Raw genomic sequence first — 13,689 nt, forward strand, 5'->3', positions numbered from 1 at the left:
TCGAGTTTGAGAGCGGGTCTTTGTTCATTCTTTCTATTCCTGAATACCATCCTGAACAAGATTCAGTTTCACGTAAGCACGGATGTCCATCGTGCCATAGTCCTTATAAAACTTTTCATGACTCCAGTGGTGCGTACGGCTTCGTACATACTCTCCATATGCGACGGGATCTACATTCTCTTTCTGACACTTCCGTATCAATTGATTGATTTTGGATTCCAAATGACTTTTCATTTCGGTTTCCAATTCCTTCATCTGCTTACCGGATAACAGAAAATCATTCCGCGAAGCCTTGATTACCGAAGCGTTAATGTGAATGGTCGTATTTAGGGTCGTTGCCGGTGGTTCTGAAGCCATCCCATGCTTTACCGAGGAAGACAAAATTCTAATCAGCGCACTGTTCTCTGTCGTTTCAGACGCTTGCTTCTGCGCTCCCTCCAGCTGATTGATCGGTGCCAGAAACTTGCCATTCTTGGCGTCCTCTGTGAGCAGTTTTAAACAAAGCCCCTCTTCCTCACTCAGCAGAAGTTCAGCCTTTTCCCCTTTGAATACCACCAGGCCATCCAGAGCCACTTTTCCCTGATCGTTCAATCGTAGTCGTGGGAGGTAGATATCCTGCCCTTTGCTAAAATATTGGAATAACGTTTGATGCAGATTGAAATGAGGCAGGTTGGCAAAATTGGAGTTCTGCTCGATCAATTTCATCAGATACAAGGGGTCATGAGCCGGAATGGATGCCTTAATAATATCCAGCGCTTTTCCTTCTGCCACAGCAAACTGCATACGCCTGGACACACGGGTATTGTGGGACAGTACGCGCAGAATATCGCCAATGCCGTGGTTTGCATAGGCCTTCCCCAGCACCATCATTCTTAATTGACCATATTCAATCGGCTCTTTTGCCTGCATATTCATTCTTGGCATGACATCAAAGCTGTTGGTTGAGTCGATCTCCAGCAGCTCGACATCACTTTTGTCTTTGTCGGTATACTCACCGATGAGCACACTGTTGTGAATCTGATTATCTTTCCGGTCATACGCGGAAGTAAGGACAAGACTGATTTCGTTCACAATGCTCGTATCCTGACAGGAGCTGAGCAGCAGCATCGCCATTCCGGCCAGTATTATTTTGGATAGTCTCATCATCCTCTCTCACTCCTCATCCAGCTGATTCGCTTGGTGGATCTTGCCTGGTTTGTAACGGATGATGGAAAGGGGCCTTAAGTAGCTGGGTCTCGTATCCGTCTGCTCATAGGAAGCACGAATCAGGCTGTCTTTCAAATCACGGAACTGTATGGGATAAAAAGGAGCCATATAAGGCGATCCCAGCGATTTTAATCTCGACAGATGGACCAGGAGGAAGCAGAGTCCAATCGCGATGCCAAATGCCCCCCAGATGGCAGCCAGTATAATGATCGGAAATCGCAGAAAACGAATGGCGTTGGACATTTTATAGATCGGTGTCACAAAGGAAGCCAGCGCTGACAGGGATACAATAATGATCAGCACATTGCTGGTAAGTGCGGCCTCCACCGCTGCCTGCCCAAGAATAATCCCGCCTACAATACCCAGCGTCTGTCCAATGCGGTTCGGCAGCCTGGCCCCGGCTTCACGCAAAAATTCAATGGTGGTTTCCAGAAATATAACTTCCACCAAAGGAGGGAACGGTACATTTTGTCTGGACGAAATCAATTTGCCAAGCAGCTCTTTGGGTATCACTTCGTAGTGAAAAGTCATCAATGCCACATAGAGGGCGGAGGCAAACAGCGAGAAAATGACACCAAAAATGCGGATTAAGCGAAAAAAGGAACCGAGCGCCCAAGGCAAATAATAATCTTCCGGCGAAACAAAAAAATCAAATAACGTTGATGGACCCGTTATAGAGCTTGGCGAGCCCTCGCTAATGACCGCAACCTGCCCTGTAATCAGGGCAAAGATCACTCTGTCCCTTCGTTCGGTCGTCGTAAACAGTGGAAAGGGCGTGAGTGAATTATCGGCTATAAGCTGGTCCAGCTGCGAGGTATCCAATACAGCGTCAAAATCAATTCCTTTCAGCCTCTCCTCCATCCTGCTCACGTTCTCAGGGTGCGCTATGCCATCCACATACAGAATGGCCACTTTGGATTGGGATAATGAGCCCAGTGTCATCTCCTTGACGATCAGATTGGGTGTCCGCAGCTGCATACGGATCAAATGCAGGTTAACCGGCAATGCCTCGACAAATCCGACCTTTGGGCCGATGATACTGAATTCATTTTCCGTATCATTATCACTTCTGACCCCTTCCTTACCGGGCATGGGAACAAGGAGCGCCTCCTGGATTTGATCGCACTGACGAATTAGCAGGTCGCCTTGAAGAAGGGCTTTGACCATTTCCTCGTTTTGATCGGTAACTTTGGTTTCCTCTATGGGAATATGTGAGAGCACGTCATGCAGATTCAATTCTTCGCTTGAAGGGATACGTTCCTGCAGCGAATGGATGACGACTTCCAATAGGTGGCTGTCCACGAGCGTTTTATAGTAACAGATTTCAACCGACATCCCGGATATCGTCATGGCACTTATCATAAAATCATCGGAACGGCGGCATGGGTCCAGCGGGTCTTGTGGTGACCTGGACCCCTGCTTCACATCATTGACAGGTGAATTCATGCTCCCTCTCCTTTATGCCGATCTGACATATCCTGATTACCAGTGTGATCCCCCAGATTTTTCCGGATCAAGGAGAACAGAAATACGAGTGGGACATATATTAGAATCAATATTTCGCCCATTCTGGTGTACAGCTCGGTAACCTTATCAATATCCACAGTGTCACGAATAACAAACAACAGTACTGCGAAAATAACCATGGCAAATTTCAGGCCTAGACTGGGCTTAATCGATCTATCCAGCTTCAGACAATGGCAAGCTGCCCACAGGCCCAATGTGATGATGGACAGGATTTTAAGCAGCCAAAACGATAACACCAGATACTCCATTCGCTGGATCAAGGGCATTTCAATAATGCTGATGAGGCTCAGGGTTGGCCATAAATGTTCTTTCATCTGTCCATGACTGAAGTACATGAAAGAATAGATGAAGAAAATCAGATACACTATAGTTGCAGTGACCACCGCGGCATAAGCCCATTTGAGCGAACGTCCAGGAGTCTTGATGAAAGGGTAGACTACCAGCAGAATGCCGCAGCCGATAAATTCATGGAGCATGTCCCGTGTGGACAGCCATAAGGAGGCGACATCATGATCCAATACAGGAAGAAGATTTCGGGGATGAAGATAGGAAGAGACCAGAAATGTCTGGGGAAATACAAATACAAGAATGAAGAGGGTTCCCCAAAGACACATCCCACTTACCGACTGAATTCCGCCCGAAACACAGTAATAGATAAGTACCAGGACCACCATGCCCAGCAGCCAGTTATTTTGCGTTGGGAGAATCCATAGCTGGATAATATGAATATAGGAGCGATAAGCTACGAAGGAGCCCAGCATAAAATATACAATAAAGATCCAATTCAGGATCGAACCTGCAATTCGGCCCCAATAGCGTTGATTGATATGAACCAGAGAGGATTGATCGGGGGATTGGCGAGACAGCAGAACAAACATCATTTTCATAATGATGGAGATGATGACAGCCGCGGCCAAAATGCTGATCCATCCATCTTTCTCTGCCCCTCGCAGCATTTTATACTGAAAATTCATCAAACCGACACCAACCAAACTTACATAGAGCACAAAAAACAGATGAATGGGCGACATGCTGTAGCGGTTCCCGGAAGTGTTCACAGAGTTCTCCCCTTTTCTGAACGAATCATATGAATCTGCTGAAATGATCACGTCTTGCGTTCACTGCACTTATGTTCAGTTGCTTGAGTTAAGTATGTAAATAATTCAACTTTTTATTCAAAAGCAAACACCCGCCTATTCCCTTCGAAGGAACAAGCGGGTGCGATATCTCTTTTTTACTACATTAATCTACAGCTCTTCGCCATTGGATTCAATGACTTTTTTGTACCAGTGGAAGCTCTTCTTCGGCGTTCTGCTAAGGTCGCCGTTTCCATCGTTATCCTTGTTCACATGAATGAAGCCATAACGCTTCTTCATCTCTCCGGTCGATGCGCTGACCAGGTCAATACATCCCCACATCGTGTAGGCTATCAGATCCACTCCATCAGCTACCGCTTCTTTCATTTGCTCAATGTGACCTCTCAAATAATCAATGCGATAGTCATCCTGAATGGAGCCGTCTTCCTCCACCACATCAACTGCACCCAGACCGTTCTCAACTACCATCAATGGCACCTGATAGCGATCATACAGATGATTCAGTGTGTAACGCAATCCTTTCGGATCGATCTGCCAGCCCCAGTCGGAAGCTTCAAGGTACGGATTTTTGATCCCGCCCAGCAGGTTGCCTTCTGCTCTCTCCAGAGACTCATCCGCACTTTCAACCAGGGACATATAATAGCTGAAGGAATAAAAGTCTACGCAGCCCTCACGCAGGGTTTGCTCATCTTCCGGCTGCATTTCGATCTGAATGCCCTGCTCTGCGAAGAAACGTTTGGCGAAACCAGGATATGCCCCTCTCACCTGCACGTCTCCGCAGATCATGTTTGAAAGCTGATCCTTCTTCTGTGCGAGCAATATATCGTCTGGATTACAGGTGTTCGGATAGGTTGTCATAAACGCAACCATGCAACCGATTTGGAAATCGGGGTTAATCTCGTGTCCAAGCTTAACTGCTTTCGCACTCGCCACGAACTGGTGATGCAGTGCCTGAAAGCGGGTCTGTGGATCGTCAATGCCGTCCGTCAACGTTTCTTTGCCTTCAAACAGGATGCCAGCCGCCATATACGCTCCCATCGGCATGGTCAGACAGTTGATCTCGTTAAACGTCAGCCAATATTTCACCTGGTCCTTATAACGGTTGAACAGGGTTGTACAATATCGGGTATAACAATCGATTACTTCACGTGATGCCCAGCCGTTATACTTTTGGGTCAGACCAAATGGTGTCTCATAGTGAGAGATGGTCACCAGCGGTTCGATGTTATATTTTTTCAGCTCGGCAAAAACATTGTCATAGAACTGCAGTCCCTCTTCGTTTGGCTCCAGATCATAACCGTTCGGATAGATCCGCGACCAGTTGATGGACATGCGGAACATTTTGAAGCCCATCTCTGCCATCATGGCAATATCCTCTTTGTAATGTCCGTAAAAGTCTACGGCCTCATGGCTCGGATAATACGTGCCCTCTTCAAGTACTGGGGTAATCCGCCGCGGAGTCGTGTGGGTTCCACCCGTCATCATATCGGATGTACTCGGGCCTTTGCCGCCCTTGTTCCATCCGCCTTCGAATTGATTGGCAGCCGTAGCGCCGCCCCAGTAAAATCCGTCTTTCATTTTCATGATAAATCCTCCTTTAAATTTTTCCCATTTTCAAATATCAGTGCTTTTGGTAAACATGTGAAGTAGCCGTTTCGGCTACGAATCGTTCTTCCGATCGCTGTTATCCTCGTATTTTTTTATTATCCTTTCCAAGGAAAAAATCCGATGATAAAGGCGAACACGTTGTTTCTCCAGAATCGATTTCGTCCCCTCCACTACTTTCACATTTGGTGAAATACTGATCTTTTTTTAAGTCCTGTTTAATTGATATGACTTTTACACCAGTGTAGCATTCATACCCTGACACCTGTTGTCATGGTATAATCTAGGCATGGAAAATAACCGATTATTTCGAATGCTGCTGCTGTTACTAGAAAAAAAGAAAACCACAGCTCCCGAACTGGCCCGTTTGTTCGAAATCTCGGTACGTACGGTTTACCGTGATATTGACAGGCTGAGCGCGGCGGGAATTCCCGTCTATACCACCACGGGCAAACATGGTGGCATCCATCTGATGGACAACTATGTCATGGACAAGTCCCTGCTGTCTGAAGAAGATCAGAATGAAATTTTGCTTGGGCTTTACAGCATCAGTGCCATTCCCCACCTGAACAGTGCCCATATGCTTAAACGACTGACATCCATGTTTGATCACAAGCTGGACTGGATCGAGTTCGATTACTCTCCATGGGGCAGTATTCCTGCGCAGGAAAGAGAGATGTTCAATCTGGTGAAGCAGGCCATACTGACCAAGCAGGGGATGACATTCAACTACATCGACTCTGACGGAGAACCAAGTGTGGAGACGATTGCACCGATCAAACTCATTTTCAAAAATAGTACATGGTATATCGAAGGACAGGACGAAAGCAAGCCGCCTCATACCGAAAGACAGACATTCAAGATGAAACGGATTTCCGAGCTCCGTTTGCTGCCAAGGCTGCAGGAGCCTCGTTCAGCCTCCGCTGTAGCCGATGTGGGAAAGACTACTGCGAACGCTCCTGTATCCCTGGAGTTGTTATTTTCAAGCGCCATTGCTTATCGGGCACATGATTTTTTTGAACCATCCCGAATCGACAAGCAGCCGGATGGTCAGCTACGCGTGACGCTGGACATTCATGAAGGTGAGCGGCTGTATTCGTTTCTGATGTCATTTGGCGCAGAACTGACTGTGCTTGGACCTCCTCACGTTAGACATGAATTGCTCCAGAGACATATGAAGGCCGCGCAACACTTGCAAAATGTCATTCATGACAAGCATGAAGCAGAATGAATGATATAATGGAATCCTGAGCATCCAGGGGCTATATGAACTTCAATTCATCCATTTTGTAGAGGAGGTTTGTCCATGCAAGACATCAGACGCAACAATGTGGAACGTTTCAAAGGCTTCGGGACGTTATATGACCAGAATCGTCCGTCTGCACCGACAGAGGTCGTGGAAATTCTGAACACCTACCTCGGCACCAAACCGAGATTGGTTGCAGATGTGGGTTGCGGTACCGGATTATCCTCATGGATCTGGCTTAATGAGGCTGAACGAATTATCGGTATAGAACCAAGCGATGACATGAGAGCTGTGGCGGAGGCCAAATGGGAGGCGGCGGGCAAGCCTGACCATCTGCGATTTGTATCGGGGTTGTCCCATGAACTGGGGCTGCCGGACGGCAGTGTTGATATCGTGACATGCTCCCAATCGTTCCACTGGATGGAGCCGCAATCGACACTCCGCGAATTCGCACGTGTACTGCGGCCGGGAGGCATATTTGCTGCTTATGACTGTGACTGGCCACCTGTCCTGGATTGGCAGCTGGAGCAAGCTTACCAGCAGTTGATCGCCGAAGCCGATGAGCAGGCCTCCAGACTTGAAGCTCAGGAAAATCAGGCGCATAAATGGAGCAAGGACGGGCATTTGCAGCAGATTAATCAATCTGGCCTGTTCCGCTATGTCCGTGAGATTGTGTTTCATCACCATGAGACGTTTGATGCGGATCGTTACGTCAATCTGGCATTAAGCCAGGGCGGCTTGCAAACCGCTCTCAAGCTGGGAGCAGATGAACTGTTAACCGCTGCAGATGAGTTCAGAGCGCTGGCAGCACGGATATTTGACGGACAATCGAGAACCGTACTATTTTCTTACCGCATGCGCCTGGGTATCATCTGATATTCTCATCACCCACTATCCAGACTCCACCGGAAAGAAAGGCAGTGAACTGCTTTGAATGATTCGAATGTTTTGCAGCAAAATCGAGCCTTCATTGAACAATGTTTGGATGCGTACTTCGACTCCCCTCACCGCGACATTCTGATGTCCCATCCGGCCAAAACGGAGGAGGAGGACTACGGCGTGCCCGTGGAAATGCAGGATGGAACGGTCGATGAAGAAGGCTGGGTTCGCTGGAGAATGCTTCCTTCGACGGTAACGGAAGACCAGATTCGTGAGCTTGAGCAATCCTGTGAATTACCTGTTCCCATCCCGCCGCTTTACCGTGCCTTCCTTAGCACCCGGTATGTACTGAATGTCTATCTCCGTTACGACGATTTCGTCATTGGGCTGCCGAATCTGCCCTCCGATCGTCCATTAGAGGATTTGCATGGACTGTGGTCAGCCTGGAAACCACTCATCTCCAAAGGCTACGTTCCATTTGCTACATATGAAGATGATGCCGGACCGGTATGCTGGGATATCCGTAACCCACACGGGGACGAGGATTACGCTGTCGTTTGGTTTGATCATGAGTTCCTGGTAAACGATGAGTCACCAAGCCGTGAACAGCTTGAGGGTTGGGCCAAACCTCTTTTTACTTCATTTCGGGATATGCTCATTCCGCTCGCGTCCAGCCATCATTCATAACTTCAATAGAGTAGAGATAACTTCAATAGAGATTCCAAAAGACGGTTCCTCTGAAGAGAGAACAAATGAAACGGTTTCCGTTTCGGAGACAATTGTTTTACAATAAGGAAGTATGTACACGAGCATCTGGCCTGGATGCTGACACTAGAGTTGATTATGAAAGGATGCAAATGAATGATTATTAAACCAAGAACGCGTGGTTTTATTTGTACAACTTCCCATCCTGTAGGTTGTGCCGCACAGGTGCAGGAACAGATTGAATACGTGAAGTCCCAGCCGGAGCTGAAAGGACCACGCAACGTGCTGGTTATCGGCGCGTCTACTGGATATGGACTGGCTTCACGGATCGTCTCCGCGTTTGGCGCAGGAGCAAATACGATCGGTATTTACCGCCCAAGCAGCTCCACGGACAAACGTACCGCTTCCGCAGGCTGGTATAACTCTGCTGCATTCGAGAAGGCCGCGGAAGAAGCAGGCCTGAAATCGTACAGCATCACTGGGGACGCTTTTGCAAACGAAACGAGAGAAAGAGCGGTTGAGCTGATCCGCAGCGAATTCGGCCAAGTTGACCTTGTCGTTTACAGCGTTGCGTCCGCACGGCGTACTGATCCGAGCACGGGTGAAGTTTCCAACTCCGTGCTGAAGCCGATCGGACAATCGTACACGAACAAAACTGTCAACTTCCATACGGGCGAAATCACTTCCGTTACCCTTGAGCCTGCAACCGAAGAAGAGATTCGCCAAACTGTAACGGTAATGGGCGGCGAAGACTGGGAACTGTGGATGGATGCACTGCAGCAAGGCGGCGTGCTGGCTGACGACGCAACCACGATCGCTTTCTCCTATATCGGTCCTGAACTGACGCAGGCCATCTATCGTGAAGGCTCCATCGGTCAGGCCAAGGATCATCTGGAGGCGACAGCACACAAGCTGAATGACCGCATGAGTGCTACAGGTGGGCGTGCCTATGTGACCGTAGCGAAAGCACTTGTTACTCAATCCAGCTCCGCAATCCCTGTCGTGCCGCTGTATATCTCTGCTTTGTACAAAGTCATGAAGGAAAAAGGGCTGCACGAAGGCTGTACCCAGCAATTGCAGCGTCTGTTCGCAGACCGTCTGTATGCCGGAGGAGACGTTCCAACGGACGAAAAAGGACGCATCCGCATTGATGATTGGGAGATGAGAGAAGATGTACAGGAAGAAGTGGCGAAACTTTGGAATGAGTTGACCACGGAAAACATCTACGATCTGTCTGACCTTGAAGGGTACCGCCGCGAGTTCTTCCAGCTGTTTGGTTTCGAAACGGATGGCGTGGACTATGAAGCAGACGTGGATCCCAATGTTGAAGTACCGCATCTGCGCTAATTAAAGTTAACACGGTACGCTAAACCAAATGAATTAAGGCATAACAAAAGGAGAGCCCCGGGCTCTCCTTTTGTTATCTCAAACTTGTGGAGTGAATCGTCGTATCCCTTGAATCCATCTCAGCATCAAAGTGACTTCAGCTGTTTCTTTAGCGTTTTTGGCGCGGTCGTTTCCACCGTGATGGATTGCGCTCCATGCATGCTGGCGAAAAAAGCAAGTCCCTCCCGAAAATCCGATATCCATTCCTCCACCGGGGGAGCACCCTCTTCCATTGCTAATAAACGTACCGTGAGTACGCCCGTTTTACGATCCAGCCTGGGGTCCATCCGACCGATCAGTCGATCTCCATGAAGAATGGGCATGGCATAATAGCCATAGGTTCGTTTGGATTCAGGGGTATAAATCTCCCATTTATAATGGAAATCAAACAAATCAACGATCCGTTCCCTTCTCCACAACAAGTTGTCCAATGGAGGTAAGAAGCGAACCGGACCTGATGGCTCATAATGTGCTTCTTCCTGTTCCATCTTCAACAGCATCTCTTCATCTTCTGCTCGAATGTAATAAGGCGTCCCTACTCCCTCAATTTCCAGCGGAATCAATCGTCCATCCGTCACTCGTGCAGAGATCTGGGCACGCCGTTCAGCCGCGCTCCATTTCAACCATCCGAGTCTGGGATCACGGGTATCCACCACCCGATAGGCATAAATGTATTTGTCCAAAAGCGCTTGGTGTTGTGTATAAGCATCCCGTTCTTCACTTATGTGAGGTGCCTGCTGATGCAGATCCGATTCAGTAATCTGGAAGTATCGTTCATTCCCTTGTCGTGCAACCACCCGGATGGCTGCGGTATCCAGAAGCAGGTTCAAAGCAAGGCTTGTATCCTTGGTCTTTGGTGCATCTGGACGATCCCAATATCCACTGACTCGATCAATCGCACGAAACGCTTTGGAGGGTAATGGGCCTTCCTCCGCAAGGCGCTGCAGCACATGCTGTACCGTTCCTTCCAAACCTTGCAGGGATGGAGCCAGCCGTTCCCTCAATCTTGCACGTATAGGTTCGAAAAGTGCGTAGTCCTCTATTGGAATGACACATGCGGCATTGGCAAAATACTCGAATACCTTGTGATCACTGAGCAATGTATGTAAATATCCCGGGGTGTACCCCGGATCACGGGCACCCAGCACCAAATGCTGGTTCCCGGCTACTGCTGCAACCGGATCGATCTGCACGCAGCCTAATGTACGAATCAAATTCATGACCTGATCAGGACCGGACGGTCTCGCTGCTGCCGGCCAGCGTTCCAGCAATAATTGGGTGTGCAGCAAAAAACGCCGAACAGCTGTCTTTGTCGTGCGCATGGGGGTGGTCATATGTATTATTCGTCCCTTCTAACAGGATTCATGGTCAAGCAGGTATTCGCCAGAAATATCCATTTTATCAGTCTTTAATGAAGCATTCCAACCAGGATGTGTACAAGGAAGAATTTTTTATGCGCTCATGCATACCCGTTGGACAAAATAAAAAGAAGCACCACCATCCTGGATGATCCGCTTCTTGTGTTTGACCTTTTGCAATTTCTCCTGTTTGGTTGGCATGAGACGTACATGCTGGGATAATGCACCGTAATCTCCGTTCATTCTCCGGCTCTGTTCCGGGCAATATTGTCCTGACCGTTCTGCTCTGCGTAATGCCTTTTGGGTTTGGGTACGTGCCATAACGTATTCACACACTCCTTTGGTTGATATACACTCAATATATCATGTGCAGGCAACCAAGTGAAAGTGAATCATGCCTACTTTCATAAAAAAGGCCCCACTGGGGACCTCTGAAATTGCATTTACCATTTTACGCTTAGCGTGTAACCCGCTTCCGCTTGGATTGCCAGGTCTCCACAGGCTCCTGATCATCTTCTTCAATCCGTTCCATGGCTTCTTCCACTCTTCTCGATTTGAACAGAACGATCAATTCCATCAGATCTTCGCGGTCCAGCAGCTTTACACCATTTACCGCAGCCAGCGTCCGGCAGGCTTCCGTGTATCTTGCCGAAGTCAAGACGATCGAGCGGTCTGCTTCATAATAACGCATTGATGTATAGATTTCCTGTACCGCGCTTAATCCAACGGGATGATTCGCTCCGTAGCGCTTCGCCTGAATGACATTACGTCTGCCCAACCGGTCCGTAAAAACGAGATCTGCTCCAAAATCCCGGCTGCTGGTCGTCTTATGAACCTCATTATAGCCAAGCTGTTGAAATAAATGAAAGAGATACAGCTCAAATTCAGACCCATCTTCCATTTTATCGATATCCTTAATCGAAATCTTGCGGGGATTGGCTTCACTTCGTATGCGCTGCCCCCGTCTGATGATTCGCCGAATCACCCAGGCCAGCAGCAATAATACAACAATTAATCCGATCACCCAGGGGGTAAAGTTGTCATTCCAGTTCATGTCTGTTCTCCTTGTCAGTTCCTCTGCCTGAATCATGCCTGTGCGCAATTCATCATGATTACCGCACTAAATATAGCAAACTTCCACCCTGATCGGAAGAAGATGAATTCCCTGTAACCGTAACACTTCACAAAACAAGGACAATATTATACTTCATTGATAAAAGGTTACAGTCTCTCGGGTTGAATTCCAATTGTATTAAATGGTAGAATTCAACAATCGGTTCTATTTTGAACTGAAGAAAGGTGGTTTATAACTTGCTTATATCAAACAAACGCAACACCAAAACATGGGCAACCCTGCTACTCAGCGGCGTGCTCCTCTTCAGCATGAATACAACAGGTTACGCTGCGGTACAGAGTGCGCCGCTTCCCAAACCTGCTTGGACTTCATCCTCCCTGATGCAATCCCAAGTTAACACGGAAAAAGACGTCATGATCAAGGACATCAACGCAGTACCTGCCAAAAATTTGGTATACGTGCATACCTCCCAGCCCGTAACCAAGACAAGCAGCGCTACGACGCTGGCCTGGCAGCTCGATACACTTCAGGCACTGGATGCGACAACAGGCAAAGTGAAATGGAATTATATTTTCCACGATAAGAGCGGGCCGTATACAACCTACTCCGATTCGCTATACACCAGTTACGGCACAGCCTATGTATATATGGAATATTCCGACGGAACCAAGAAGGTATACTCGTTTAATACATCTGGCAAGACAAACTGGGTTAGAACGGTAACCGCTCCATCTGACCTGTATCTTCTCGATGACGAGACTTTGTTAATCGCTTCAAGTCAGGGCGCTCAGTCCAATGGTTCGGTTCGAACCGCTCTCTCGCTCTATGACAAGAAAGGCAAACTCATTACCGAGAAAACGATTAACGGTGCTGTGCTTCAAGCAGGCAATGACCGTATTGTGGTCGATGCCAGCAAAAGAACCAAAGTCGGCAGCTATTGGCAGCCTGCAGCAAATCCTAAAGTGGAGATTTACGATCGTTCGCTGACCCGCCTGTCCTTCTATCAGTTCCCGAGCAATGCCAACACGCAAGGAGACGGTGGCGGTGAATCCCTTGCTATACTGGACGATGGATCCATCATCATGCGCGCCAACTTTGAAAACACGGGCAACAAATTGATGGGCTTCGGCACAGACGGCAAACTCGCCTGGGGACGCACCATTGCTGGCAATGCCTTCATTCAGACGGCAGGCAGCGGTTATACCCTGTTTACAGGTTCCAAGCTGGAACTGTACACCATGAAAGGCAAAGTAACCGAGCGCACGTTCAAGGACCAGCAGCCTGTCCTGATGCAGGTTGAACGGACACAGGATGGACTGTACCAACTCGATTTCGCCAAAACAGGTTATATTGTGGACCCGGAAACCCTGGAAGACGTACATGTATACACCACAAGTGCATCGGTTCCTTCCATGGAAAGTCCTTCAACGTATATCAATCATGTCTTTTATGCTATTCAAAATGACACATTATCCAAATATGTGCTCAAAGCTTCAACAGGAAAATAAGGAAGTGCCCTGGATGACCGGCTCACGGTTGACAGGGTGCTTTTTTATTTCACTTTTCCTTTCTTGCTTGTCATCCTCAATCCTTTTGTTATAATAA

General features: G+C 48.1%; 12 protein-coding genes. 5 read left to right on the forward strand and 7 right to left on the reverse strand.

All coding sequences use genetic code 11. From position 1 onward, the window contains the following. Window positions 1-33: 33 nt before the first annotated feature. From AB3N00_RS18920 to AB3N00_RS18935, 4 genes are all read right to left on the reverse strand, one after another. Window positions 34-1,146: a Ger(x)C family spore germination protein gene (locus AB3N00_RS18920; RefSeq protein WP_413035956.1), complete on the reverse strand. Its 1,113-nt coding sequence runs from the start codon at window positions 1,144-1,146 to the stop codon at window positions 34-36. Window positions 1,147-1,152: 6 nt separating this feature from the next. After that, complete coding sequence (locus tag AB3N00_RS18925) at window positions 1,153-2,652, reverse strand: spore germination protein (protein ID WP_413035957.1); 1,500 nt, start codon at window positions 2,650-2,652, stop codon at window positions 1,153-1,155. Then, complete coding sequence (locus AB3N00_RS18930) at window positions 2,649-3,791, reverse strand: GerAB/ArcD/ProY family transporter (protein ID WP_413035958.1); 1,143 nt, start codon at window positions 3,789-3,791, stop codon at window positions 2,649-2,651. The genes AB3N00_RS18925 and AB3N00_RS18930 overlap by 4 nt, the downstream gene beginning before the upstream one ends. Window positions 3,792-3,980: 189 nt before the next feature. Then, entirely contained in the window at window positions 3,981-5,414 is a 1,434-nt protein-coding gene (locus AB3N00_RS18935) for a glycoside hydrolase family 1 protein (protein ID WP_413035959.1), read from the reverse strand. A gap of 334 nt (window positions 5,415-5,748) precedes the next feature. Here AB3N00_RS18935 and AB3N00_RS18940 point away from each other — a divergent pair, with 334 nt between their 5' ends. The 4 genes from AB3N00_RS18940 (at window position 5,749) to fabV (ending at window position 9,612) form a co-directional block, all read left to right on the forward strand. Beyond that, the gene (locus tag AB3N00_RS18940; RefSeq protein WP_413035960.1) at window positions 5,749-6,666 is read left to right on the forward strand and encodes a helix-turn-helix transcriptional regulator; all 918 of its coding nucleotides are present in this window, start codon (window positions 5,749-5,751) and stop codon (window positions 6,664-6,666) included. Between the two features lie 75 nt (window positions 6,667-6,741). Beyond that, window positions 6,742-7,557, forward strand: coding sequence for a class I SAM-dependent methyltransferase (locus tag AB3N00_RS18945; RefSeq protein ID WP_413035961.1), 816 nt, complete (start codon window positions 6,742-6,744; stop codon window positions 7,555-7,557). Between the two features lie 72 nt (window positions 7,558-7,629). Further along, the gene (locus AB3N00_RS18950) at window positions 7,630-8,247 is read left to right on the forward strand and encodes an SMI1/KNR4 family protein (protein ID WP_413035962.1); all 618 of its coding nucleotides are present in this window, start codon (window positions 7,630-7,632) and stop codon (window positions 8,245-8,247) included. 174 nt (window positions 8,248-8,421) lie between these two features. After that, on the forward strand, window positions 8,422-9,612 hold the full coding sequence (gene fabV / locus AB3N00_RS18955) for an enoyl-ACP reductase FabV (RefSeq protein ID WP_413035963.1): 1,191 nt from the start codon (window positions 8,422-8,424) through the stop codon (window positions 9,610-9,612). Window positions 9,613-9,737: 125 nt separating this feature from the next. Here the strand turns inward: fabV and AB3N00_RS18960 are convergent, their stop codons facing one another. From AB3N00_RS18960 to AB3N00_RS18970, 3 genes are all read right to left on the reverse strand, one after another. Beyond that, window positions 9,738-10,973 (reverse strand): winged helix-turn-helix domain-containing protein, encoded by a 1,236-nt coding sequence (locus AB3N00_RS18960; RefSeq protein ID WP_413035964.1) that lies wholly within the window; start codon window positions 10,971-10,973, stop codon window positions 9,738-9,740. 129 nt (window positions 10,974-11,102) lie between these two features. Beyond that, window positions 11,103-11,330: a hypothetical protein gene (locus tag AB3N00_RS18965; protein WP_175397241.1), complete on the reverse strand. Its 228-nt coding sequence runs from the start codon at window positions 11,328-11,330 to the stop codon at window positions 11,103-11,105. A gap of 136 nt (window positions 11,331-11,466) precedes the next feature. Further along, window positions 11,467-12,063: a restriction endonuclease gene (locus tag AB3N00_RS18970; protein ID WP_413035965.1), complete on the reverse strand. Its 597-nt coding sequence runs from the start codon at window positions 12,061-12,063 to the stop codon at window positions 11,467-11,469. Window positions 12,064-12,320: 257 nt separating this feature from the next. On the opposite strand from AB3N00_RS18970, the gene AB3N00_RS18975 reads away from it, so the two are divergent. Next, window positions 12,321-13,592, forward strand: coding sequence for a hypothetical protein (locus AB3N00_RS18975; RefSeq protein ID WP_413035966.1), 1,272 nt, complete (start codon window positions 12,321-12,323; stop codon window positions 13,590-13,592). Window positions 13,593-13,689 lie beyond the last annotated feature (97 nt).

This window comes from Paenibacillus xylanilyticus (assembly GCF_047246825.1).
GTDB lineage: Bacteria > Bacillota > Bacilli > Paenibacillales > Paenibacillaceae > Paenibacillus > Paenibacillus xylanilyticus_B.

Excerpts from the sequence above, each read along its gene's own strand:
- AB3N00_RS18940 (WP_413035960.1), top strand. The coding sequence starts at position 5,749 with ATGCTGCTGCTGTTACTAGAAAAAAAGAAAACCACAGCTCCCGAACTG.
- AB3N00_RS18920 (WP_413035956.1), bottom strand. The coding sequence starts at position 1,146 with ATGATGAGACTATCCAAAATAATACTGGCCGGAATGGCGATGCTGCTG.
- AB3N00_RS18935 (WP_413035959.1), bottom strand. The coding sequence starts at position 5,414 with ATGAAAATGAAAGACGGATTTTACTGGGGCGGCGCTACGGCTGCCAAT.
- fabV (WP_413035963.1), top strand. The coding sequence starts at position 8,422 with ATGATTATTAAACCAAGAACGCGTGGTTTTATTTGTACAACTTCCCAT.
- AB3N00_RS18925 (WP_413035957.1), bottom strand. The coding sequence starts at position 2,652 with ATGAATTCACCTGTCAATGATGTGAAGCAGGGGTCCAGGTCACCACAA.
- AB3N00_RS18970 (WP_413035965.1), bottom strand. The coding sequence starts at position 12,063 with ATGAACTGGAATGACAACTTTACCCCCTGGGTGATCGGATTAATTGTT.
- AB3N00_RS18965 (WP_175397241.1), bottom strand. The coding sequence starts at position 11,330 with ATGGCACGTACCCAAACCCAAAAGGCATTACGCAGAGCAGAACGGTCA.
- AB3N00_RS18945 (WP_413035961.1), top strand. The coding sequence starts at position 6,742 with ATGCAAGACATCAGACGCAACAATGTGGAACGTTTCAAAGGCTTCGGG.
- AB3N00_RS18960 (WP_413035964.1), bottom strand. The coding sequence starts at position 10,973 with ATGCGCACGACAAAGACAGCTGTTCGGCGTTTTTTGCTGCACACCCAA.